Source organism: Lentzea tibetensis (assembly GCF_007845675.1).
Taxonomy (GTDB): domain Bacteria; phylum Actinomycetota; class Actinomycetes; order Mycobacteriales; family Pseudonocardiaceae; genus Lentzea; species Lentzea tibetensis.
On the sequence record NZ_VOBR01000028.1, the window covers coordinates 17263 to 39136 of the forward strand.

The 21874-nt window shown below is 70.5% G+C and carries 21 protein-coding genes and 1 pseudogene; 10 read left to right on the forward strand and 12 right to left on the reverse strand.

The window, feature by feature from the left end; translation table 11 throughout:
* The first annotated feature begins 55 nt into the window (after positions 1 to 55).
* Together FKR81_RS33365 and FKR81_RS33370 are read left to right on the forward strand one after the other, a co-directional pair.
* Positions 56 to 511: a type II 3-dehydroquinate dehydratase gene (locus tag FKR81_RS33365; RefSeq protein WP_146358220.1), complete on the forward strand. Its 456-nt coding sequence runs from the start codon at positions 56 to 58 to the stop codon at positions 509 to 511.
* Positions 493 to 1296: an alpha/beta fold hydrolase gene (locus tag FKR81_RS33370; protein ID WP_146358221.1), complete on the forward strand. Its 804-nt coding sequence runs from the start codon at positions 493 to 495 to the stop codon at positions 1294 to 1296. The genes FKR81_RS33365 and FKR81_RS33370 overlap by 19 nt, the downstream gene beginning before the upstream one ends.
* Here the strand turns inward: FKR81_RS33370 and FKR81_RS33375 are convergent.
* The 4 genes from FKR81_RS33375 to FKR81_RS33390 all read right to left on the reverse strand — a co-directional run bounded on the left by FKR81_RS33375 (position 1253) and on the right by FKR81_RS33390 (position 4956).
* Positions 1253 to 1768 carry a hypothetical protein gene (locus FKR81_RS33375; RefSeq protein WP_146358222.1) on the reverse strand — a complete coding sequence of 172 codons (516 nt, stop codon included), beginning with the start codon at positions 1766 to 1768 and terminating at the stop codon, positions 1253 to 1255. The genes FKR81_RS33370 and FKR81_RS33375 overlap by 44 nt on opposite strands.
* 83 nt (positions 1769 to 1851) lie before the next feature.
* The gene (locus FKR81_RS33380) at positions 1852 to 3126 is read right to left on the reverse strand and encodes a M14 family metallopeptidase (protein WP_235921930.1); all 1275 of its coding nucleotides are present in this window, start codon (positions 3124 to 3126) and stop codon (positions 1852 to 1854) included.
* 66 nt (positions 3127 to 3192) lie between these two features.
* Positions 3193 to 3771, reverse strand: coding sequence for a hypothetical protein (locus FKR81_RS33385; RefSeq protein WP_146358224.1), 579 nt, complete (start codon positions 3769 to 3771; stop codon positions 3193 to 3195).
* A 15-nt stretch (positions 3772 to 3786) separates the two neighbouring features.
* Positions 3787 to 4956, reverse strand: a complete 1170-nt coding sequence (locus FKR81_RS33390; RefSeq protein ID WP_146358225.1) for a hypothetical protein — start codon at positions 4954 to 4956, stop codon at positions 3787 to 3789.
* 146 nt (positions 4957 to 5102) lie between these two features.
* On the opposite strand from FKR81_RS33390, the gene FKR81_RS33395 reads away from it, so the two are divergent.
* Positions 5103 to 6035 carry a hypothetical protein gene (locus tag FKR81_RS33395; RefSeq protein ID WP_146358226.1) on the forward strand — a complete coding sequence of 311 codons (933 nt, stop codon included), beginning with the start codon at positions 5103 to 5105 and terminating at the stop codon, positions 6033 to 6035.
* A gap of 12 nt (positions 6036 to 6047) precedes the next feature.
* Here FKR81_RS33395 and FKR81_RS33400 read toward each other — a convergent pair whose 3' ends face one another.
* A complete protein-coding gene (locus FKR81_RS33400; protein ID WP_235921932.1) occupies positions 6048 to 6860 on the reverse strand; it encodes an endonuclease/exonuclease/phosphatase family protein in 813 nt (270 codons plus the stop codon).
* A 94-nt stretch (positions 6861 to 6954) separates the two neighbouring features.
* Here FKR81_RS33400 and FKR81_RS33405 point away from each other — a divergent pair, with 94 nt between their 5' ends.
* Positions 6955 to 8112, forward strand: coding sequence for a hypothetical protein (locus FKR81_RS33405; RefSeq protein ID WP_146358227.1), 1158 nt, complete (start codon positions 6955 to 6957; stop codon positions 8110 to 8112).
* Positions 8113 to 8159: 47 nt separating this feature from the next.
* On the opposite strand, the gene FKR81_RS33410 is transcribed toward FKR81_RS33405, so the two are convergent.
* Positions 8160 to 8636, reverse strand: a complete 477-nt coding sequence (locus FKR81_RS33410; RefSeq protein WP_146358228.1) for a hypothetical protein — start codon at positions 8634 to 8636, stop codon at positions 8160 to 8162.
* A 247-nt stretch (positions 8637 to 8883) separates the two neighbouring features.
* Here FKR81_RS33410 and FKR81_RS33415 point away from each other — a divergent pair, with 247 nt between their 5' ends.
* A complete protein-coding gene (locus FKR81_RS33415; protein ID WP_146358229.1) occupies positions 8884 to 10464 on the forward strand; it encodes a helix-turn-helix domain-containing protein in 1581 nt (526 codons plus the stop codon).
* 31 nt (positions 10465 to 10495) lie between these two features.
* Positions 10496 to 11329 carry a siderophore-interacting protein gene (locus tag FKR81_RS33420; protein WP_222598486.1) on the forward strand — a complete coding sequence of 278 codons (834 nt, stop codon included), beginning with the start codon at positions 10496 to 10498 and terminating at the stop codon, positions 11327 to 11329.
* A 162-nt stretch (positions 11330 to 11491) separates the two neighbouring features.
* Here the strand turns inward: FKR81_RS33420 and FKR81_RS33425 are convergent, their stop codons facing one another.
* Entirely contained in the window at positions 11492 to 11923 is a 432-nt protein-coding gene (locus tag FKR81_RS33425; RefSeq protein ID WP_146358230.1) for a tautomerase family protein, read from the reverse strand.
* 86 nt (positions 11924 to 12009) lie between these two features.
* On the opposite strand from FKR81_RS33425, the gene FKR81_RS33430 reads away from it, so the two are divergent.
* The 4 genes from FKR81_RS33430 to FKR81_RS33445 all read left to right on the forward strand — a co-directional run bounded on the left by FKR81_RS33430 (position 12010) and on the right by FKR81_RS33445 (position 16708).
* Positions 12010 to 12570 carry a TetR/AcrR family transcriptional regulator gene (locus FKR81_RS33430; protein ID WP_146358231.1) on the forward strand — a complete coding sequence of 187 codons (561 nt, stop codon included), beginning with the start codon at positions 12010 to 12012 and terminating at the stop codon, positions 12568 to 12570.
* Positions 12571 to 12757: 187 nt separating this feature from the next.
* A complete protein-coding gene (locus FKR81_RS33435) occupies positions 12758 to 14152 on the forward strand; it encodes a prenyltransferase/squalene oxidase repeat-containing protein (protein ID WP_186763322.1) in 1395 nt (464 codons plus the stop codon).
* The gene (locus tag FKR81_RS33440) at positions 14152 to 15411 is read left to right on the forward strand and encodes a cytochrome P450 (protein WP_146358233.1); all 1260 of its coding nucleotides are present in this window, start codon (positions 14152 to 14154) and stop codon (positions 15409 to 15411) included. Before FKR81_RS33435 ends, FKR81_RS33440 begins: the two co-directional genes overlap by 1 nt.
* A gap of 40 nt (positions 15412 to 15451) precedes the next feature.
* Positions 15452 to 16708 (forward strand): cytochrome P450, encoded by a 1257-nt coding sequence (locus FKR81_RS33445; protein ID WP_146358234.1) that lies wholly within the window; start codon positions 15452 to 15454, stop codon positions 16706 to 16708.
* On the opposite strand, the gene FKR81_RS33450 is transcribed toward FKR81_RS33445, so the two are convergent.
* The 5 genes and pseudogenes from FKR81_RS33450 to FKR81_RS33475 form a co-directional block, all read right to left on the reverse strand.
* Positions 16653 to 17561 (reverse strand): UbiA family prenyltransferase, encoded by a 909-nt coding sequence (locus FKR81_RS33450; RefSeq protein ID WP_146358235.1) that lies wholly within the window; start codon positions 17559 to 17561, stop codon positions 16653 to 16655. The genes FKR81_RS33445 and FKR81_RS33450 overlap by 56 nt on opposite strands.
* A 192-nt stretch (positions 17562 to 17753) precedes the next feature.
* Positions 17754 to 17861: pseudogene (locus tag FKR81_RS46075) on the reverse strand (flavodoxin-dependent (E)-4-hydroxy-3-methylbut-2-enyl-diphosphate synthase); the annotation flags it as partial.
* 144 nt (positions 17862 to 18005) lie between these two features.
* Positions 18006 to 19808 carry a 1-deoxy-D-xylulose-5-phosphate synthase gene (locus FKR81_RS33465; RefSeq protein ID WP_146358236.1) on the reverse strand — a complete coding sequence of 601 codons (1803 nt, stop codon included), beginning with the start codon at positions 19806 to 19808 and terminating at the stop codon, positions 18006 to 18008.
* 4 nt (positions 19809 to 19812) lie between these two features.
* On the reverse strand, positions 19813 to 21015 hold the full coding sequence (gene ispH, locus FKR81_RS33470) for a 4-hydroxy-3-methylbut-2-enyl diphosphate reductase (RefSeq protein ID WP_235921934.1): 1203 nt from the start codon (positions 21013 to 21015) through the stop codon (positions 19813 to 19815).
* Between the two features lie 106 nt (positions 21016 to 21121).
* Positions 21122 to 21793 (reverse strand): response regulator, encoded by a 672-nt coding sequence (locus FKR81_RS33475; RefSeq protein ID WP_146358238.1) that lies wholly within the window; start codon positions 21791 to 21793, stop codon positions 21122 to 21124.
* Positions 21794 to 21874 lie beyond the last annotated feature (81 nt).

Genomic DNA, 21874 nt, shown 5'->3' on the forward strand with positions numbered 1-21874 from the left:
CGTCTGACTCGGCGAACAACTGCTGATATAACGGATTTCGAACTGGGAGGTGGTCATGCACGACGTACTCCTCTTGAACGGCCCCAATCTGGGCATCCTCGGACGTCGAAAGCCCGAGATATACGGCAGCCAGACGCTCGCCGACATCACGGACGCGGTCGCCGACGAGTTGGCATCCGCGGGATTCAAAGTGGTCTCGATCCAGCACGAGTCCGAAGGCGACCTGATCAAGTCCATTCAGGAGAACTACGACACCGCGGGAGCCATCGTCAATCCCGGTGCGTTGATGGTCGCGGGCTGGAGTTTGCGCGACGCATTGGAGAACTACCCGCGCCCGTGGATCGAGGTGCACCTGTCGAACATCTGGGCGCGGGAGAACTTCCGACACCAGTCGGTGCTCGCACCGGTCGCCCACGGCGTGATCGTCGGCATGGGCGCTCTCGGTTATCGCTTGGCGGCGCGTGCTCTGCTCGACCTGATGGAAGGATTCCCATGTCCCGAGCCGGTGTGAGCACGTCCGCGCTCAGCAGCGTGGTCAGCGGTACGAGTGGGCCTCCGCTGCTGCTGGTGCACGGCGCAGGTGGCAGCATCCAGGCGAACTACGGCCCGGTGCTGGCCCCGCTGGCGAAGAGGTTCAGGGTGATCGCACCGGATCTCCCCGGATCCGGCGCGACCCCGGCCTCACCGGTTCCGCTCGACCTGGACGACCTGGCCGACCGCGTCGTCCAGACCGCGGCCGACGCGGGCTTCGAGACCTTCTCGATCGCCGGCTTCTCGATGGGGACCGCGATCGCCGTCCGCGCGGCGACCAGGCACCCGGACCGAGTCGCCCGGCTCGTGCTGACCGCACCGTTCGCGAGGCTCGACGAGGCGACGTTCAAGCGCACCCAGCGATGGCTCGAGCTGCTCGACATTTCCCGCGACGAGCTGGCGCACTACGTGCTGAAGCTGATGGTGAGCCCCGAGTTCCTGGGACGCCTGGCACCGCGCCAGATCGCCGGGCTCGTCGAGCTGACCGGCCTGAGCGTGCCGCGCGGCGCCCCCGATCAGATCAAGTTGCTCCAGCGGATCGACGTGCGGGACGACCTGCCGAAGATCGCGGCACCGACCCTGGTCGTTGGCCCGACGAAGGACCGGCTGCTGTCGCCCACCCTGCCGCGCGAGGTGGCGGAGGAGATCCCGGGAGCCGAGTTCGCAGACATCCCGTGCGGTCACGCGGTGGCGCTGGAGAAGCCGGCGCGGTGGACGGAGCTCATGGCTGATTTTCTGGAACGGCAGCTTTCGTCCGCGCCCTGAACATCCGGCTCACCTGCGTGGTGACGACGACGAGGAACAGCGCCCAGCACCCCCAGAAGACGGCGTTCCCCACCAGGGCCACCCAGTCGACGCGGTGGTTCACCACGTCCGGGTTGGCGGCCATGATCTCGTGCGCACGCTGCAGGGTTGGCATGTCGGCGTCGACGAACGAGGCCTCGAGCCCGGAGTACGGGTATCCCCGCGTCTCGTGGTAGCAGTACATGCACGCGATCTTCTCGGTCGAGACCAGCAGGCTTCCGAAGACGCCCGCGAGCACGAGGACGCCCCACGCGACCAAGCCGGCCCAGCCGACTCGGCGGTCCCTGACCCCGAGCCACACCAGCACGGAGCCCGCCGCCATCAGCGCCGCGGGCAACGCCCAGTCGGAGCTCAGCGGCCGGCCCATCACCAGCCCCATCACGCCGATGGTCCAGCCGAGCGAACCCACGACGGTGCTTGCAACACGACGCATCCCGACAGGATGCCACGAACGCCGGCCGTTGATCGCTGGTGAGCCAGTGGAGTCCTGCAGGGAGGACTCCACTGGCTGGAACTCTACGAGCAGTACTGCCCTTCCTTGCCGATCGCCTCGTACGGGCAGTCGGCGCGGTCGAGCAGCTGCAGCACGGCCTCCTTGTTGCGAGAGGTCTGCGCCGGGATCACCTCGTCGGGCGGGTAGAAACCACCCCCACCGCCGGAGGAGCCGGGATACATCTCGAACGTGTAGGAGAACACGCCCTGCGCGCCCCACAGCCAGTCGCGGATCGAGCCGTCCGTGATGTAGAGGTCGCTGGCCTGCTGGGGCGTGTACCCGTTGGTGCGGGCCATGGACTGCCCGATGGTGGCGAACGTGTCCCGCTGATCCTTCGTCAGGCCGGGCGCGATGTCGTCGTAGGTCCAGCCGAACGGCCACATCACGAGCTCGCTGAAGGTGTGGAAGTCGATCGACGCCTTGATCTGCTGCTTCCCGCCGACGACACGGGTCCGGACGAAGTCGGCGACGACCTTCACCTCCGGCGTCGACTCGGGCCGCGCGCCGCGGTAGGTGTCGCTGCTCGGGCTGCCGGAGGAACCGCCGCAGCAGCCCCACTTGTAGGCCCAGTTGCGGTTCAGGTCCGTGCCGACGGACGTGGATCCGGCGTTGGGCTGCCGGTTCTTGCGCCAGCTGCGGTAGTTGCCGGTCGCGATGTCGTACTCGCCGCCATCAGGGTTGACGTCGGGCACGATCCAGATCTCGCGCGAGTCGACCAACGCCTTGACCCGCGGCTCGGTCTGCTCGGTGAACAGCTTGACCAGGTACAGCGCCATCTCGACGGTCAGGTGCTCGCGCGCGTGCTGGTGCGCGGTGAACAGCACCTCGGGCTCGTTCTCGTCGGTCGCGACGTTGTCGCTGATCTTCAGCGCGATGATGTCGCGGTTCTCGTAGGACTTCCCGATGACCTTCTTGCTGATCAGGTTCGGGTACTTGGCGACCGCCTGGTTGATCTCGGCGGTCATCTCCGCGTGGTTGTGGTAGTTCGCGTCCTTCGGCGGGAAGTCGAACGGCCCGACCGCCGCGCCCTCCGCGGTCCGGCCGGGTACCTCCTGCACACCGAAGCCTTGCGCTTTCATGGCACGGACTTCGGCCGCGGTCGCGGTGACCACGACTGTTCCGTGCTCCTCGACGTTGTCGATGGCAGCACCGATCCGGGCGATCTGGCTGCGTTGCTCGACGGTCCGCACGCCGCTCACGGCGTACGCGGACGTCTCGGTCTCGGCGGGTGCCGCTACCGACGGGGTGGCGAGTGCCACCAGGGCGATGGTGAAGACCAGGACTCTTCCGTTACCCACGCTCAAGCACGTTCCCACGGTTGATCGGCGGCGGGCAGAGCCGATCGGTGGGCAACGTCCGCTCTGTCAGGGAGACCAGGTGTAGTAGAGCAAGCCGGCGCGTTCGTCGTCCTCGTCCAGCAGCTCGATGCTCGACACGCCGGCGTCGCGGACCGGGAACACCATCACGTTCACCCCGGAGCCGGGCTCGACGACCTCGTCGAGCCACGGGCCCCGCCGGGAGAGGCTCTCCGCCGACAGCACCGCTTCCTTGAACCGGCCGAGGTCCTCGGGCCCGACGTGCCGCTCCGCGGTCTCGCTCCACAGGCACGTGTAGTCCTCGATCTGCAGGAAACCGTCCTCATCCCCGTGCCAGGTCGCCGCGGCGAGCCTGTCGGACGTGGTGAACGCGATGAACACCATCCGCACGAAGTACCGGTCGGCGTAGCTGTCACTACCCACGAAGACCGGGTACGTCCCCGGCGGGACGTCGAAGCTGTCCACCCCGAGGTTCGCGCACTCCGGGGTGGACCAGTTGATCTCACCGTCCACCACCAGGTCGCCTGCTCGTTCGATCCACGTGGGCGCGGGGCCGCACAGCGAGTCGATCTCGAACTCGGGCCAGCTCGTCCTGATGAAGCCGGGCACGAACACGTCCACGTCCATCTCGGAGCCCCTCAGTCATCGCTCTCGCACGGCGAGGTACACCGCTCGCACCGCCAGAGTCCGTTCTACCCGTTCGATCATCGGGGCGAAGAACTGGCGCCGGTGGTCGGCGTCGCTCATCGAGATGACCGCGAAGTACATGCTGCCGAACGCGGCGAACAGGGTGGCGTTGCGCAGCAAGGCCGCGGGCACGGCGGGCACGAGCACCGAGGGGTTCGGCGGGGCGCCGATCCACTGTTCGGCCACCGCGGGCGTGACCACGATCAGACCCAGCACCACGAAGAACGCGAAGAGCGCGAGACCGACCACCGCCGCCTGCACCAGTTGGCGCAGCGCGAGCATCACCAACAGGTTGCGCATCTGGCGGCCGTTCAGCCGCGTCGCCTGGAGCGGTCCGTCCGGCGCCAGCTCGTCGACCGGCGCGCCTGCCAGGGGCGTGCCCTGGCACGCCGCCGCCAGCACGGGTGGGCTGAGGTCCTGCTCCACCCGGCCGATCTCGTCGCGCAGGCGGGCGGCCGCGGCGAGGACGGTGATCGCCGCGAACAGCGCGACGATCAGGCTGACCCGCAGCCACGAGAGCTGGTTCATGGCCTGCCACAGCTCACCGGTGAAGAACAGGAACAGGGTCACGAACAGCATCGGCGGCAACGCCCGGCCCAGCAGGTGCACGCTGTTGCCCAGGTCCTGCACCGTGTGCCGGATCGCGCCGCGCAGCAGCGCACCCAGACCGTAGGTGGTGGCCAGCTCCGTGGCCGCGAACGCGGCGGCGAAGAAGATGACGAACCCCAGCAACCCGACCGCGTCGCCTCCGGGCGCGGTGACCGTGTCGTCGACCGCCAGCTGCAGCAACGGCACCGCCACCGGCATCACCGCGTAGCCGGCCAGCACCGCGATGGTCGCGCGCCTCGAGAAGGCAGGCAGTCGCCGCACGAACAGCGACAGCGCCTTCCACACGACCAGGGTCACCACGACGACCACGCCGAGCAGCACCCAGCGCTTCGAGCCTGCCGTCTTCAGCGGGACGAGCCACGCCAGGCTGGCGAACGTCACCAACGCCAGTGCGGGCAGCATCCGCGGCAGCACGTGGGACACGAAGCCGTATCCCTCGATCATCGTCGGCGCGCCCTCCCGCACGAACCAGCGTTCGGTCCGGCGCACCAGGTCACGCGAAGCCGCAGTCGACATGGCGTGATCATCCCCCAGGCCGTGCTGTCCGGCGCGAACAGCTCGCCGGAACGCGCTGACGTTTGTATGCACCCCTCGGGTAACCTGCGCCCCTCGTCGACCCCATCCGTCCACACCGGACACCCAGCTGCCAGATGAGGACATGCATGATCAAGTCGTTCAACGAGGACGTCGTCACCATTCGCGTGCCCGCTCCTCCACTGGGCGTCGACCTGACGAACGACGGGACCCTGGCGGCGGTGGCGATGTTCGCGGCACCGGGTGTTCCGTCCGTGTGCGTCTACGACACGACCACGGGCGAGCTGGTGACGAAGGTCGCCGAGACGGCGGGCTTCGGCAGGAGCGCGGTGTTCGGCAAGGACGGACGATCCCTGTACGGCCTCGTCGAGGACGCCTCGTGTCTCACGGTCGAGCTGCGCGAGTACCCGCTCGGCGAGGACGACGGCGTCCTGCTCGCGACGTACGCGCGCAGCGAGGACTGCTACGCGCTCGTCCGCAACCGGGCCGCCGACGCACTCGCCGTGCTGGGGCGTGATGTGCGAGTCCTCCGCGCCAACGGCGCCGGGTCACCGCCCGAGGTCGTGCGGATCATCCCCGGCGGCGCCCCGTCGCGTCGCGCGCACGCCCGGCTTTCCGCCGACAGCGCCCACGTGTACTACTCCACCCACGCGGCGGACCACGTGGTCCGCTGGGATCTCGAGCGCGACCGCGAGGACCGTCGCTGGCCGACACCCGGCGTCAACGGCCGGATCGCGATCTCGCGCTCGGGCCGGCACCTCATCGTCCGGAATCACGGTGTGCAGGGAGTGGTCGTCCTGGACACCGAGACCGGCGAGCGGTTCATGCCCGACGACTTCAACGAGGAGTCCTACACGGGCGAGTACGCCTTCGCACCGGACGAGCGCGGATTCGCGTACCAGGCAGGCGGGCGCGCCGGTTTCCGCGAGTGGTCGCAGGAGCGGACCAGGGGCCCGAAGCTGCACGACGGGCGAATCCTGGGCCTCCACGGAGCCTGGGACGCGGATGTCTACGTGTACGAGTACGCCGAGTTCCGCCTGTGCGTGGCCAGGATGTCCTGACCGCAGGCCCGCTCAGAGGGTGATGAACGCCTGGACCGGCAGGTGGTCGGAGGGGAACTGGCCACCGGCGGAGTACGTGTTGATCCCCGCGGCGTCGACGGTCAGGTCGCCTCGGGTGAGGATCCAGTCGATGCGCGGACCGTTCGGAACCAACGGGCGGTAGCCGTGATAGGTGGCGTACAACGGGGTGCGCCGTTCGGCCGCGGCGGGCCAGGTGTCGGTCATGTGCGCGCCGGTCATCAGGACGTCGTAGGTGGGACCGGCCTGGGCCGCGACGTTGAAGTCGCCGGTGAGCACGACCGGGAGTCCGGCGGGGAGCGCGTTGATCCGGTCTCGCACCAGCTCCGCGCTGCGCAGGCGGGAGTTCTCCGACTCGTGGTCGAGGTGGGTGTTGACGACCACGAACTCGGTGCCGGCGAGCGCGTCGGCGAACCGGACCGACGTGACCATGCGGATCACGTTGTTGCCCCACGACCTCGACCCGATCACGTTCGGCGTCGCGGACAGCCAGTAGTGGTCGAACTCCAGCGGCGTGAGGCGCCGGGTGTCGTAGTAGATCGCCGTGAACTCGTCCCTGCTGCCGCCCGCCCGGCCGGCGCCGATCCAGTCGTAGTGGGCGGGCAGGTCGCGCCGGATGTCCTTCAGCTGCCCGTACAGCCCCTCCTGCGTGCCGAGCACGGTCGGTTGCTCCTGGCGCAGGAGCTGCGCCAGGACCGGGCGCCGCACCGCCCACGAGTTCGGCTCGGCGTCCGAGGCGTAGCGCAGGTTGAACGACATGACGTGCAGCGAGTCGCCGCGGGGCGGGGTTCCGAATGCGGACAGCACAGGGAGATCATCCACCCCCGGTGTCCCGATTCGTTGTCAGGGCGCGATCTGCGGCGCTACTGTCCTCTGCACATTCGACCTGGGGGAGGTTGCGGTGCGTGCTGGCAGATGGTTGACCGCGGTTGCGGCGGTCGCAGTGGTGATCTCGGGATCTGCGAGCCAGAGTTCCGCGGAGTCCGGTCCGTCGCCCGCGTGGCGCCTGGCGACGCTGCCCGACAACAAGCCGACGAGCAACCTGTGGGACGTGGCGGCCGCCGACGCCACCCACGCCTGGGCGGTGGGTTTCGACGGGTACCACCCGTCCGACCAGTACAACACCGGCGTGCCGATGATCCTGCGGTGGAACGGTGCCGAGTGGTCCCGCGCCGAAGTCCCGCCCGTGCCGTGGAAGGGATCGTGGCGGCACGTGGCGGCCGGATCGGCGACCGACGTCTGGGTGCTGGGCGGGCCGATGTCCCACGGCATCGACGACAGCGTCACCGTCGTGCTGCACCACGACGGGAACACCTGGAGCGAGGTGCCGTTCCCGGCAGGCTCCACACCGAGCGCGTTGTCGATCACCGACATGTCCGTTGTGGACGGTCACGTGTGGCTCGTCGGCCGCCGCGGCAGCACGCCGGTCACCATCGAGTGGACCGGCGCGGCCTGGGTGGAGCACCAGCCCCCGGCCGACTGCGTGCGGGGCAGCTGGCCGAGGTTCTGCACCATGGCCGGGATCAAGGCGTTCGCCGCCGACGACGTCTGGGCGGTGGGCAACGGCTTCTGGACCGGCTTCCAAGGACCGCTGCTGTACCACTGGAACGGCTCCGCGTGGCGAACCGTCGACATCGGCCTCAACGGGAAAATGCTCACCCTGCAGGCGATCGACGGCAGTTCGTCCAAGAACGTCTGGGCTGTCGGTGACACTCTCAACCAGGGCGGAGGCACCCTCGCCGTGCACGGCGACGGCACCACCTGGCAGGTGGTCAGCGGCATTCCTCGCAAGGCCACGCCCGGCGTCGCGGTCGGCGCGGCCGGAGCACCGTGGGTGATCGGGAACAACACGACGGGACGCACCACCCTCATCACCCACACCTCGGGTGCGTGGACCGAAACCCCGGCACCCACTCCCGCGGTCCCCGTCGGCCCGGCCTTCAACGCCATCACCGCGGTTCCGGGCACCGACCGCTTCATCGCGGTGGGATCGGCCGACCTGCCGGGCACCAGCCCGCTCCGGGTGCAGGCGGTCGTCATCGAGTACGCCCCGGCTTAGCGGTGCACCGCCTCCGCGACCCCCTGGATCGCGGAGGCGGTCCGCCGCTACTTGCCGACCTGGACGAGCACGGTGCACCAGATCTCGTTGCCGTCGCCGATCCCGCAGTCGGCGATCTCGCCGTCGCGGATCTTCGTCCAGATGCCGGCCGTCCGCCAGTGCCAGGTGCCCACGCGCGTGAACCGCTCGTGGTAGCCGGAGTTGGCGAACGTGAACGCGTCGACGTCCACGCCGGTACCGTTGCCGCCCACCACGCCGTTGCCCATCGTCCGCTGGACGCACGGAGCGTGCCAGAAGTTGCTCCCCGTGCCCCCGTCCCGGTTCCACACGTCGCAGAAGTGCGCTCCGCTGCCGAGGCTCGTCGTGAAGTGCTCCGTTCGGCCGGTCCGGTTCTTCACAGCACCGCAGAAGCGGCCGGTGCAGTTGCCCGCGTTGGCGGCGGGCGCCTCGACGACCGCGATGCCGGTCGCCACCAGTAGTGCGGTGCCGATCGTCGCGGCCGCACGGCCAAGGCGTTTCCTCATGCTGCGCATCCCCTCGATGGTGTCGACTCCGGACGCAGATCATGCGTCCGGATGCAGGCCGCGAAGCACCTCGTGATGCCCCCAGTCGGCGGCCTGCGCGGGCTAGCCTCAGCCGGTTCCCCAAGTGGGTCAAGGTAATCAGCCGTTTCTGGGACGATGGGACGCGGACCTGCCCCTGAGCTGGACGTTCACCGGCCGCTGGGACGAGTCCGTTCGTGTAGACGATGCCCGACCGGGAGGACGCATCGTGGCGCCCACAGGTGACCGCGCTCGGTTCAGCGACTGCCTCGACACCCTGAAGCGGCGAAGTGGCCTGAGCTACCAGGCGTTGGCGGCCAAGACGCACATCAGCCGATCGTCGGTTCATCGGTTCTGCAGCGGGTTGGCGGTGCCGCAGGAGTTCGGGACCGTCGAGGCGATCGCACTGGCGTGCGGCGCCACCCGCGCGGAGATCGACACCCTGTACCGCCTCTGGTGCCGGGCACTCGATCCCGAGGTGCCGTGCGAAACCCCGCCGCCGCCGACGACGGTGCCGCCCGCGCGCCGGCCGGTTCGGTGGGTGGCGATCAGCGCCGGGGTCGTGCTGGTCGCCGCGCTCCTGGTCGTCCTGCGCGGTGGCAGTCCGCCCGAACAGGCCGCCGCACGGGTCGCGGGCGCGTGGTCGCAGGCGCCGCTGGCCGTACCGCCGAGCTTCTTCGGGGTCACCGTCGGCAACTCGTCCGGCGCCATGCCGACGTTCCGGATCGGCGCGGCCCGGTTCTGGGACAGTCACACGAGGTGGGCCAACGTCGAACCCCGCCGCGGCGAGTTCGACTGGTCGGTGCTGGACCGCCTGGTCGCGGGCGCCGAGGCGCGCGGCATGCCCGTGCTCTACACCTTCGGCGGCACACCGGAGTGGGCGAGCCCCGCCGGTCCGCGCGCCGTGTACGACGACGGTTCCCGCACCACACCGCCGGACGACCTCGGCGACTGGGACGGGTACGTGCGCGCCGTCGCCGAGAGGTACCGCGGCCGCATCCAGGCCTACGAGCTCTGGGTCTTCGGCAACGACACCCGGTACTACAGCGGTGACGTGGAAACCCTCGCGGAGATGACCCGCCGCGCCAACCGGATCATCAAGGAGGTCTCGCGCGACGCGACCGTCGTGTGCCCCGGCATGGGGCGGCTGTGGCAGGAGGACGCGCGGGCCGTGCTCGAACGGTTCGCCGCGACGCGCGCGTACGACCACTGCGACGCGGCGGGAATCAAGCTGCACCAGAAGAAGGCGAGCGACCCGCCCGAGTCGATGCTCGAACTGACCGACTTCGTCGAAAGCACGTTCCACCGCGCGGGAGTCCACCCACCGCTGTGGAGCACCGGCACGACGTACGAGCTGCCGCTGAACGATCCGCTCGATCCCGACATCGGCGCGGACTACGCCGTGCGCTTCTACCTGGTGGGCCTCTACGCCCGCATCGCGCGGATGTACTTCTACAACTGGGGCGGCACGAAACTACCGGTCGTGCTGCAACCCGTCGGCGGTGATCCGACCCGCGCCGCACTCCAGGTCGAGGAGCTGCAACGCTGGCTGAACCGCGCGGCCATCGAGTCGTGCGCGCAGGGCACGCCCGCGGGCCTGCCGTCCGGCGTCTACCAGTGCCGGTTCCGTTCCGGTGACGGCAAACCGCTCGCGGTGCTGTGGACCGATCACGGCACGGCGAGCATGCCGACACCACCCGCCGCGGTGGACGTCCGCCGCCTCGACGGCTCGAGCACACCGGCCGACGCGGCGTCCGACCTGACCATCACGACCCGCCCGATCCTGGTCACGTTCCGCCAGACAGATTAGGCCAGCCTTACCTAATGTGTACGCTGCACCCGTGCCCCACTACTCAGCTCTGGAACGGTTGCAGGTCAAGGTCGTCACCAAGGCGGCGTCACTGGTGATGGCGGGCGCGAACACCCGCGCGGTGTACGACCAGTTCGAGATGACCGTCACCGCGGTCGCCGACCTGAGCGCCCACCTGCGCCGCGTGACGTTCCAGGCGCCCGAGTTCGCGGGCTTCGGGCTCACCGGCCCGGACGAGTGCTTCGGCATGCTCATGCCACCGCCCGGTGCCGCGCTGACCATGCCCGGTGAGGACCGCATCAACGTGCGTGCGGCGATCCGCGCCATGCCGTCCGAGCAACAGCCGGACGTGCGGTGGTACACGGTTCGCGCCCACCGGCCGGAAGCCGCGGAGATCGACGTCGACTTCGTGCTGCACGGCGACGCGGGCCCCGGCACGCGATGGGCGAGCAACGCGGCCGCCGGTGATCGCGTCGGCTTCCGGGCGGGCACCTCCGGCTACCGCGCACCCGACGGCGGCCGGGTCCTGCTCGCCGCCGACGAGACCGCGCTGCCCGCGCTGGGCGCGATCCTCGAGCAGCAGCCGGAACAGCGGCGGCACGTGTTCGCGGAAGTGCCGGACGAGTCGTACCGGGTCCCGCTCGACGCCGACGTGACCTGGACGTTCCGCGGCACGAACGTCCCCGGTGCCGCGCTGACAGCCGCGATCCAGGGCGCAAACCTGTCCACTGTGGACTACGCATGGGTGTGCGGTGAGTCGGGACTCGCCACCGGCGTCCGGCGGCACCTGGTGAAGGATCGCGGGATCGACCGCAGGGCAGTGATGTTCAGCGGCTACTGGAAGGTCGGCTCCGCGCGGGTCTAGTGGCGCGGCTCGAACGTTGCCGTGCGAATTCGCGGTCAGACGGGCGCATCGTGGTGCCGCCCCCGCGTCCTCGTACTGGTTGTCCGTGGGCCGGGGGGCGGTGCCGCGAGGCGCCCTGCTGAGCGTGAATTCACCGCCAACGTTTCGGGTCGCGCCACTAGCTCACGCGCCCGCCGCGTCCCGCTTGGCGATCGCGGCCAGGTCGGCGACCCGGACGATCCTGCCCGCCGCACCCCACGTTCCCTCGGGCTGCTCGCGGAAGAGCACCCACACGCGGGCCACGTCCTGCGCGGGCAGCCCGGCCGCCTCCAGCACGATGCCGGTCGCCTCCTGGACGAGGCCGGCCTTGCGCTCGTCGGACAACGCGCCCTCCGGCACGGTCACGTTCACCCGGAACCGCGGCGCGTCGTCCTCCAGGGTCGTCTGCGCACCCGCGGGCAGCTCGTGCAGGTAGGTCCACGCGTTGGCGCGGAAGAACTCGGAATCGGGCGCACCCTCCCAGCGCAGCAGCGCGGAGGCGAGGTCGCGCTGGATCGTCTTGCGACCGGCGGGCGTGAGTGCGTCGACGGGCGCGGTCAACTCGATCATCGGCATGGCTGGTGGCTCCCTGAGTTATGACGACTGTTATAACAGCCCGTACGCTACTCTATGACGAGCGTTATAGACAACCGAGGACATCCATGAACCCGAAGTCCCGCGAGCAGCTCGTCACCGGAGCGGCCGACATGATCCGCCGCAGGGGCCTCAACGCCACGAGCATCCGCGACGTCGCCAAGCACGCGCAGGCGCCGCTGGGCTCGACCTACCACTACTTCCCCGGCGGCAAGCAGCAGCTCGCCACCGAGGCGGTGCGCTGGGCGAGCGACACGGTCGCCGACATCCTGCGCGCGAAGCTCGTCGCGGGCCCGGTCGACGGCCTGCGGGCGTTCCTGACGCTCTGGCGCAGCATCATCACCGACAACGACTTCTCGGCGGGGTGCCCGGTGGTCGCGGTGTCGATCGAGTCGGACAGCACGGCGCTCGCCGCGGCGGCCGACGCGTTCAGCACCTGGGAGTCGATGCTCGCGGACTCGCTGCGCGACCACGGCGCCGATGCCCCGGAACAGCTCGCCACGTTGATCGTCGCGGCCGTCGAGGGTGCCGTCATCCTCTGCCGCGCCCAGCGCAGCGCGCTCCCCCTCGACCACGTCGCGGCCCAGCTCGAGCAACTGGTCGCCACGGCGATGCGGCAGCACGCCTGACCCACCGGCACCGGTGGCTGATCGGCTGTGTGAACGAAAGTCGCACAGTGGCCGATCGGCCACACTTCGCCGCGCACACCGTCCGTTCGCGGCGCTGCTCCCTATGGTCCGAATGGTGAGGTCGCCCCCGAGCCTCACGCGGAGGGGATCAATGGGCAGCGGCTGGGACCGGCGCGACGATCACGCCGTGGACGATCTGGTGACCCGTGTGGCGGGTGACCCGTTCGGTCAGGTGTCGCCTTCGGTGTACGAGACCGCGCGGCTGGTGGCGCTCGCACCGTGGCTCGAAGGACATGCCACACGGGTGCGGTTCCTGGTCTCCGCGCAGAACCCGGACGGCACCTGGGGCGCACCCGACGGCTACGGCCTCGTTCCCACGCTCAGCGCCACCGAGGCGCTGCTCGACCTCGAACCGCGGGTCGCCGAACGCGGTCTCGCCGCACTGCACAGGTCCACCCCGGTGCCCGACACCATCGCGCACGAGCTGATCATCCCGTGGCTCGTCGGCGAGCTGAACGCCCGGATCGGGTCGCGACTGCACTGCCCCGTCGACGATCGCGTGCACACGATCCTGCGCGACATGGTCCGAAGTGGACGGTCCATCCCGGAGAAGGTGTGGCACTCGCTGGAGGCGTTCGGGGCCGATGCCCGCCGGGCCGCCTCGGTCACGCCGAGCGGTGGTCTCGTGTGCGGCTCCCCCGCCGCCACCGCCGCCTGGCTGGGCGAACCCGGCGGCCACGAGGTGCTGCACCAGCTGCAGAAGCGCAACGGCGGGCCCGTTCCCGGCGTCGCGCCCATCACCGTCTTCGAACCCGCCTGGGTCGCCGTGATGCTGGCGGACGCGGGCATGGCGGACCGGGTGCCCGCGAGCCTGGTCGCGGCCGTGCGGCGCGGGTTCACCGCGCACGGCGCGCCCGCGGGTCCCGGCCTGCCCGCCGACTCCGACGACACAGCGGCCGCGCTGTCGGCGCTGGCCCGCCTCGGGCAGCCCGGTGATCCGTCGGCGCTGTGGAACTACGAGCAGGACGACTACTTCGTGTGCTTCCCGCAGGAACTGACGCCGTCGATCAGCACGAACGCGCACATCCTCGACGCGCTGGGCGAGTACGCGCACGGGCAGCCCCGGTTCCACGCCGCCATCGACAAGATCACCCGGTACCTGGTCGCGACGCAGGCGGCCGACGGCAGCTGGCTCGACAAGTGGCACGCCTCGCCGTACTACGCGACGACGTGCTGCGCGCAGGCGCTCGCGCGCGTCAGTGGTGCGGCCGCGCAGCCGATGGTGCGCCGCGCCGTCGACTGGGTGCTCGACACGCAACGCGACGACGGATCGTGGGGCCGGTGGACGGGCACGGTCGAGGAGACCGCGTACGCCGTGCAGCTGCTGCTCCTCTGCGGCGGGCCCGAGATGGCTGGCGCGGCGGAGCGGGCGGGCGAGTTCCTGCGCGAGACCGACGACGCGTTCCCGCCGCTGTGGCACGACAAGGACCTCTACACGCCGATCGACGTCGTGCGCGCGGCCCGGCTCGCCGCGCGGCGGCTCATCGCGACCAGTGCGCACCGCACGAGCATGGTCGGCTGATGGTCAGCGCGGCACTGCGGTTCAAGCTCGACACGCTGCCGTTCCTCGACGCGCAGGACGCCAACACCGACAAGCTGGTCGAGCTGCGGAGCAAGCCCAGCAGGCAGCTCCTGGTGTGGCAGCCGGACGCGGTCGCCGACATCTTCCGGTCGGAGCACGCGATGCGGCTCGACGGGTCCGAGACTCTCGGGCCGCTGGGCGGGCGTCACTCGCTGCTCTTCGCCAACGGGGAACGCCACACCAGCTACCGCCGGGTGATCGGCGCGCGGCTGCGCGGCAAGCAGCTCGCGACGCAGCACGAGACGATCCGGGAGGTCACGGCCGAGGCGGTCGACGCGCTGCGGCCCGGCTCGGTGATCGACCTGCCGAGCTGGACCAGGGCGCTCACGCTGCGGATCGTCTCGCGGATCCTGTTCGGGCACACCGACTCCGCGTTCCTGGGCGCGTTCACGGAGTGGCTCGACGCCGCTCTCGGCACGCGGCGCAGGACCATGGTCTACCGCTACCTGCGGCCGCCCGGCGCGGTGCCGTCGCCGTGGCGGACGTTCCAGCAGCGGCGGGAAGCGTTGTGCCAGGCCGTTCTGCGTGACGCCCGGCACCCAGAGGACGGCTCGTTGCTCGCCGAGCTGAGCCGGCCGGAGGCGCCGCTGGGACGGCTCACCGACGCCGAGCTGACCGACCAGGTGCTGTCGCTGCTGTTCGCGGGCCACGAGACCACGGCGTCCGCGATCACCTCGGCGCTGTACTGGCTCGGCCGCGACGACTGCCTCACCGCCAAGATCCGGGCGGAGGTGGGCGACGGCGACGCGTCCGACGCCGACGAGGTGCCGTTGCTGGAGGCCACCTGCCGCGAGGTGCTGCGCATCTCGCCACCCGCGATGGTCGCGGGCAACCGGGTGCTCACCGAGGACAGGGACCTGTTCGGCACGCGCCTCGCCGCAGGCACGCGGCTCACGCCGTGCATCTACTCGGCCCACCGCCAGCCCGACGTCTACCCCGACCCGCACCGGTTCGACCCCGGCAGGTTCCTCGGGCAACGCCACTCCGCGCAGAAGTACCTGCCGTTCGGCGGCGGCACCCGCCGGTGTCTCGGCGCCGACCTCGCGACGCTCGAGATGCGGATGATCGTGGCGGCCGTGCTGCGGGCCCGAGACGTGCGGGTGCTCGCGCCGGAGCAGGCCACGTTCGCCTTGCGGGGACAGGCGTTGTGCTTCGGCCCCAGTCTGCTCGCGTCCGTCGGAGGAGCACCATGCGGCTGACCGCGGACTGTCCTGTCGGTGCGATATGGGATGGTGACGAGTGACCGACGTCCTCGCCAGGCTGTTCGAGCCCGACGTCATGGCCGACCCCGGCCCGTTCTACCGCTGGGTGCGCGAGAACCACCCGATCCAGCTGCACCCCGCGGGTTTCTACCTCGTCAGCACGCACGCCCACGCGAGCTGGATGTTCCGCGGCAACGACCTGCGCGCGCCCGAGACCGACGAGCTGCCACTGTGGTACCCCCGTGCGGTGAAGTACCGCTCCGTGGCGCTGCTGCTCGGCTCGATCGCGATGACGAACCCGCCGACCCACACCCGGTTGCGGCGCCTGGTGATCAGGGACTTCACCGCGAAGCGGGTGGAGGCGTTGCGCCCCGGCATGACCGCGCTCTGCGACGAACTGCTCGACGCCGCCGAGGAGCGCCTGCGCGACGGTGACACCGCCGACCTGCACGGCGGGCTGGCGCGTGAGCTGAGCATGCAGGTGATCGCGGACCTGCTGGGCGTGCCCGCCGAGGACCGCCACCACCTGGCACCGCTGGTGTTGCGGGTGCTGCAGTCGACGAGTCCGATCTCGACGGACGACATGCTCGCCGACGCGGACGCGGCGACGCACGAAGTCGAGAGCTACTTCACCGACCTGATCGCCCGGTTGCGCGTCACCCCCGGCGACAACCTCTTCTCCGACCTGGTCTCGGCGCACTACAACGACCCCGACCAGCTGACCGACGACGAGCTGATGAGCATGGTGTGGGGCCTGTGGGCGGGCGGGTTCGAGACGTCCGCCGCGGGCATCGACAACGCGATCATCGCGCTGCTGCGCCATCCTGAGCAGTCGCACTGGCTGCGGCGAGGGCAGGCCGAGGTGCGGGCGTTCACCCGCGAGGCACTGCGGTTCGACCCGCCGAACCTGCTCACCGGCGTCGTGCGCGTCGCCGCCCACGACACCGAGGTCGGCGGGATGGCGATCCCCGAGGGAGCCACCGTCCGCGCGCTGCCCGCGTGCGCGAACCGCGACCCGGCCGCGTTCACCGACCCGGACAGCTTCCTGCCCGAACGCGACGGGTCCGCGTCGCTGACGTTCGGTCAAGGCATGCACTACTGCCTGGGTGCGAGCCTGGCCCGCGCGGAGGTCGAGGTCGTGCTCCCCCGGCTGCACGCGCGGTTCCCCGAGCTCCAGCTCGCGGGTGAGCCGGAGCGCCGCCGGTCGCTGCCGCTGCGGACCTGCGACCGCCTGCTCGTCACGTTGCAGGCGCGACCAGGGGAACCACGACCAGCAGCACGTCCGCCGCGATGACCATCGTCAGGCTGGTCCGGCGCATCCGGCGTTCGTGCGGCAGGTTCGTGTCGCTGATCCACCGCAACGTGCGCAGCTTGTCCACGAGGAACAGCGCGCACACCGCCACAGTCGGCAGCGCCCACCACGGCCCGTAGCGCGCCCACAGCCCCCAGCCGAGCGACAGGAGTCCCAGCACCGTCACACCGCAGGCGATCACCATCGCGCGGTGGGCGCCGTACCGCACCGCGAGCGGCCGGTCGCCCGCCTCCGCGTCGCCGCGCAGGTCCGGAATGGACCACCACAGCGTGCGGCCGATCAGCAGCAGCCCGACGCCGGCGAACACCGCCCAGACCCACGCCGGGAAGTCGTCGCGCAGCGCGGCGTACGTACCCACGCAGGGGATGAACGACATGTGCAGCCCGAGCGACAGCGGGTTGAGCACGCCCCTTCGCTTGAGCCGCACGGGTTCCAGGTTGTAGGCCAGCTCGATCAGCACGCCGGCCACCACCGCGACCGCCACCAGCGGACGGCCCAGCAGCACCGAGCAGATCACGCCCAGCACGATCGCGACCGTCATCTCGGCCAGCGCCCACCGGATCACCCGCACGCGGCCCAGCCGCGACGTGGCGACCGCGATGCCGCCCTTGCCGGGGTTGCGACTGTCCGCCTGGACGTCGAACGCGCCGTTGAGCAGGTTCTGCGCCACGATCGGGATCAGGTTCGCGACGATCACCAGCAGCACCAGCGGCTTCAGCAGATCGGACGGGGCGCTCGCGGCGTACGCGGCGCCCCACAGCACGTGGCAGAGGTAGGCGACCGGGAACGGGTACTCCAGCCGATGAACCCGCACCACGTCACGCACCACGACCATGTACCGCAACGTAACGCAGACGGCTCGTGCGCGGGCACACCGCGCGCACGGGGTAGCCGATCAGACACCCCTGCCCGGCCGTGAGGTTCGCCGTTGGGTGAGGAGCGCCCTCAGCCGACGGCCACCATCGGCGCTTCGCCGGTCGGCTCCACGTCCTCGGCGAGACGCATGGACTCTTCGACGAGGGTCTCCACGAAGCGGCACCTCCATGTCCTCCAGACCAGCGGTGACCTGCTCAGCCAACGTGTACACGTCCACCTGAGCCCGGCCGCACGACGGGCACGACACGATCTCCAGCTTCGCGCGGTGAGGGTGGTCGCCATGGACTGCACGGACACCGGGCAATCGCTGCCGACGCCCACCGAGCCCACCTTCAGCTGCCTCGTCCGGCGTCGCGGTGCCAGCACCGGGACCGATGCCGCGGGCATGCCAGCTCGACCGTCGTCACGCCACCACCTCCACGTCCTGCCACTCGGCGCGGGACACCAGTTCCGCGGCCACGCGTTCGGCCAGGCTCTCGCCGTCGATGCCCGCGGCCGACAGCAGATCGGCGCGTTTGCCCGCGCCCAGGAACTCCGGCAGCAGGCCCACCGAGCACACCGGCGTGGCGATCGCCCGGTCGTGCAGCAGCTGCGCCACACCCGCACCCACGCCACCCGCCCTGGTGTTGTCCTCGACCGTCACCACCAACTCGTGCGACGCCGCGAGGTCCGCCAGCACCGGGTTCACCGGCAGCACCCAGCGCGGGTCGACGACCGTGACGCCGATGCCTTGCGCGGCGAGGATTCCCGCCGCCTCCAGGCACGTCGACGCCAGCGCGCCCACCGATACCATCAGGACGTCCTCGCCGGCGCACTCGGACAGGACGTCCACACCGTCCACCTGGCGCACGGCCGGGAGCTCGCGGCCGACGGCGGACTTCGGGAACCGCAGCAGCGTCGGGCCGGTGTCGTCGCCCACCGCCTCGCGGAGCTCGGCGCGCAACGTGGTCGCGTCGCGAGGGGCAGCGATCCGCAGGCCGGGCACGAGGTTCAGCAGCGACAGGTCCCACATGCCGTGGTGGCTCGCGCCGTCCTCGCCGGTCACCCCCGCTCGGTCCAGCACGAACGTGACGGGCAGGCGGTGCAGCGCCACGTCCATCAGCGCCTGGTCGAACGCACGGTTGAAGAACGTCGCGTAGATCGCCACCACCGGGTGCATGCCACCCATCGCGAGGCCGGCCGCGGACGTCACCGCGTGCTGCTCGGCCATGCCGACGTCGAAGACGCGGCCGGGGAACTCGGTCGCGAACCGGTGCAGGCCCACCGGGCGCAGCATGGCGGCGGTGATCGCGACGACGTCCTCGCGCTCGGCCGCGATCCGGGCGATCTCGTCGCCGAAGGTGGCCGTCCACGTCGGTGCGCTCGGCCGCGACGTGCGGCCGGTCGCCGGGTCGACGACGCCGACGGCGTGCATGCGGTCCGCGTCGTCGGACTCGGCGGGCGGGTAGCCGCGGCCCTTGACCGTCACGGCGTGCACCAGCACGGGCCTGCCTCGTTCCAGCGCGAGGCCGCGCGCCTGCCGCAGCGCAGTCTCGAGCGCTTCCAGGTCGTGCCCGTCGACGGGCCGCGTGCAGACCAGGCCCAGCTCGCCGAAGACCGATGTCGCCGTCCCCGCGCGCAGGCGCGCCAGGTGGTCGGCGACGCCACCGACGGTCGGCGCGTAGGAGCGGGTGTTGTCGTTCAGCACGATCACCAGCGGGCGGTCGTGTGCCGCCGAGCCGATGTTGTTCAGCGCCTCCCAGGCCAGGCCGCCCGTCATGGCACCGTCACCGATGACCGCGACCGGGATCCGATCCCGCTCACCCCGCAAGGCGAACGCCTTCGCCAGACCATCCACATAGGACAGCGCTGTCGACGCGTGCGAGTTCTCGGCCACGTCGTGCACCGACTCGGCCCTGCTCGGATAGCCGCTGAGGCCACCCGGCCCGCGCAGGTCGCCGAACTCGGCACGCCGACCGGTGAAGAGCTTGTGCACGTAGGACTGATGGCCGGTGTCCCACACGATCGGGTCGCGCGGTGAGTCGAACACGCGGTGCAACGCGATCGTCAGCTCCACCACCCCCAGGTTCGGGCCGAGGTGCCCGCCCGAACGGCAGACCGCGTCCACCAGGAACTCCCGCACCTCGGCGGCCAGCGCGACCAGCTCGTCCGCGTCGAGCAGCCGAAGGTCGGCCGGGCAGCACACCTTCTCCAGCAGTGTCGTCACCGAGTCACCTCACGTTCCTGGGCAGTCCGAAGTGGATGGTCTCCACCGCCACCTGACGCTCCTCCACGGTGACCGCGCCGAGCCCGCGCAGCGCGTCGATCACCTCGGTCACGAGTCGCGGCGGCGCGGAGGCTCCGGCGGTCAGCCCCACGGTCCGCACGCCGACGAGCCAGGCGGGGTCGAGGTCGGTCACGTCATCGATCAGGTGCGCGGCGCAGCCCGACCGGCGAGCCAGTTCGACCAGGCGGAGGGAGTTCGACGAGTTGACCGAGCCGACCACCAGCACGAGTTCCGCGTCCGCCGCCACGGCGCGCAGCGAGTCCTGCCGGTTCGTGGTCGCGTAGCAGATGTCGTCCGAGTGCGGCCCGGTGAGCTGCGGGAACCGGGTGCGCAGCGCGTCGACGACACCGGCGGCCTCGTCGACCGCCAGCGTCGTCTGCATCAGGAAGGACACCGGGCCGTCGAGGTCCAGTTCGCGGACGTCGTCGGGCTTCTCGACGAGCAGCATGCCGGGCACCTCGCCCAGCGTGCCCTCGCTCTCCTCGTGGCCGGCGTGCCCGATCAGCACGATCGTGTCGCCGCGCTGGGCGAACCGCTTGGCCTCGCTGTGGACCTTGGTCACCAGTGGACAGGTCGCGTCGACGACGCGCAGATCCCGGCGCGCGGCCTCCTCGCGCACCGCCGGGGAGACGCCGTGCGCGGAGAAGATCACCGTCGCGGACGGCGGCACCTCGTCCAGCTCGTCGACGAACACCGCGCCGCGTTCTTCCAGCTCCCGCACGACGTGCACGTTGTGGACGATCTGCTTGCGCACGTAGACCGGAGCGCCGCACTGGCCGAGTACCCGCTCGACGATCTCGATCGCGCGTTCCACGCCAGCGCAGAACGACCTGGGGCCCGCCAGCAGCACGTGCCGGTCACCCGCCGCCGCGGCCCACGCGCGCAACGCGTCCAGCACCGCGGGCTGAGTCTCCGAGCACTCGAACACCACGCGGGGATCTGCGGTGAACCGCTCCAGCAGCTCCGCCGTCCGCTCGTCGACGTCGAGAGCGTCCACAACGGACGCCTCGACACCACGCCTGCGCAGCTCGCCGAGCAGGATCGGCGCGGACGGGCAGGCCGCCGCCACGCGCACTGCCGGGCTGTCGGTCCCGATCCGCACCGCGAGAACGTCGCCGTCCAGGGCAACAACAGAAGGAAACCCCACAGTTACCCCTTGATCGGCGAAAATGAGCGCGAAATGCGCGAGCGGCCAATGATTGCAGGGGGCCGGAAGGTGTCGCGAGCATCTTGTGGCCAGGACCGGTGTCCCATCACACGCGACTTTCGTCCAGCTCGCGGAAAACGCCCGACTCGTGAGCCTTGATCGCGGCCTGCACCCGGTTCGTGCAACGCAGTTTCGCCAGCAGGTGACTGACGTGAGCCTTCACCGCGCCCTCGCTGACGTACAACGCGCGGGCGATCTCCGCGTTGCCCACGCCCTTGACCACGTACGCCAGCACCTCGCGTTCGCGCGCGGTCAGGCTCTCGACCTGCTGTCTGGCCCTGCCGACGCGGTCGCGGTCGAACCGCAGGAACTGGTTGATCACGCCGCGGGTGATCGCGGGCGACAGGACCGACTCGCCGGACGCGACGGTGAGCACCGCGTCGACGAGCTCCTGCGGCCCGACGTCCTTCACCAGAAATCCCGACGCACCAGCGCGAAAAGACCGGTAGACGCACTCCTCTACGGCGATCGCGGTGAGGATGATGACCTTCGTCGCGGGCAGTTCGCGCTGCACGACCTGCGTCGCCCTGATGCCGTCCATCCCGCCGACGCGGACGTCCATCACCATGACGTCGGGACGATGCCTGCGCGCGAGCTCGACCGCACGGCGTCCGTCGTCGGTCTCCGACACCACGTCGATCCGCTCCGATGTGCGCAACATGCTGCAGATGCCCGCCCTGACGAGCCGCTCGCCGTCCACCACCGCAACTTTGATCATCTGGTGTTTCCTCGTTCCGCCGCCGCGTGCAGGACCTGTCGCCCCCACTTACGGCTGGAACGGCTCCATCATTCGAACTCT

What these genes read in the sequence shown, in the direction of transcription:
- FKR81_RS33365 (WP_146358220.1), top strand. Translation starts at nt 56, where the DNA reads ATGCACGACGTACTCCTCTTGAACGGCCCCAATCTGGGCATCCTCGGA.
- FKR81_RS33370 (WP_146358221.1), top strand. Translation starts at nt 493, where the DNA reads ATGTCCCGAGCCGGTGTGAGCACGTCCGCGCTCAGCAGCGTGGTCAGC.
- FKR81_RS33375 (WP_146358222.1), bottom strand. Translation starts at nt 1,768, where the DNA reads ATGCGTCGTGTTGCAAGCACCGTCGTGGGTTCGCTCGGCTGGACCATC.
- FKR81_RS33385 (WP_146358224.1), bottom strand. Translation starts at nt 3,771, where the DNA reads ATGGACGTGGACGTGTTCGTGCCCGGCTTCATCAGGACGAGCTGGCCC.
- FKR81_RS33390 (WP_146358225.1), bottom strand. Translation starts at nt 4,956, where the DNA reads ATGTCGACTGCGGCTTCGCGTGACCTGGTGCGCCGGACCGAACGCTGG.
- FKR81_RS33395 (WP_146358226.1), top strand. Translation starts at nt 5,103, where the DNA reads ATGATCAAGTCGTTCAACGAGGACGTCGTCACCATTCGCGTGCCCGCT.
- FKR81_RS33410 (WP_146358228.1), bottom strand. Translation starts at nt 8,636, where the DNA reads ATGAGGAAACGCCTTGGCCGTGCGGCCGCGACGATCGGCACCGCACTA.
- FKR81_RS33425 (WP_146358230.1), bottom strand. Translation starts at nt 11,923, where the DNA reads ATGCCGATGATCGAGTTGACCGCGCCCGTCGACGCACTCACGCCCGCC.
- FKR81_RS33430 (WP_146358231.1), top strand. Translation starts at nt 12,010, where the DNA reads ATGAACCCGAAGTCCCGCGAGCAGCTCGTCACCGGAGCGGCCGACATG.
- FKR81_RS33440 (WP_146358233.1), top strand. Translation starts at nt 14,152, where the DNA reads ATGGTCAGCGCGGCACTGCGGTTCAAGCTCGACACGCTGCCGTTCCTC.
- FKR81_RS33450 (WP_146358235.1), bottom strand. Translation starts at nt 17,561, where the DNA reads ATGGTCGTGGTGCGTGACGTGGTGCGGGTTCATCGGCTGGAGTACCCG.
- FKR81_RS33475 (WP_146358238.1), bottom strand. Translation starts at nt 21,793, where the DNA reads ATGATCAAAGTTGCGGTGGTGGACGGCGAGCGGCTCGTCAGGGCGGGC.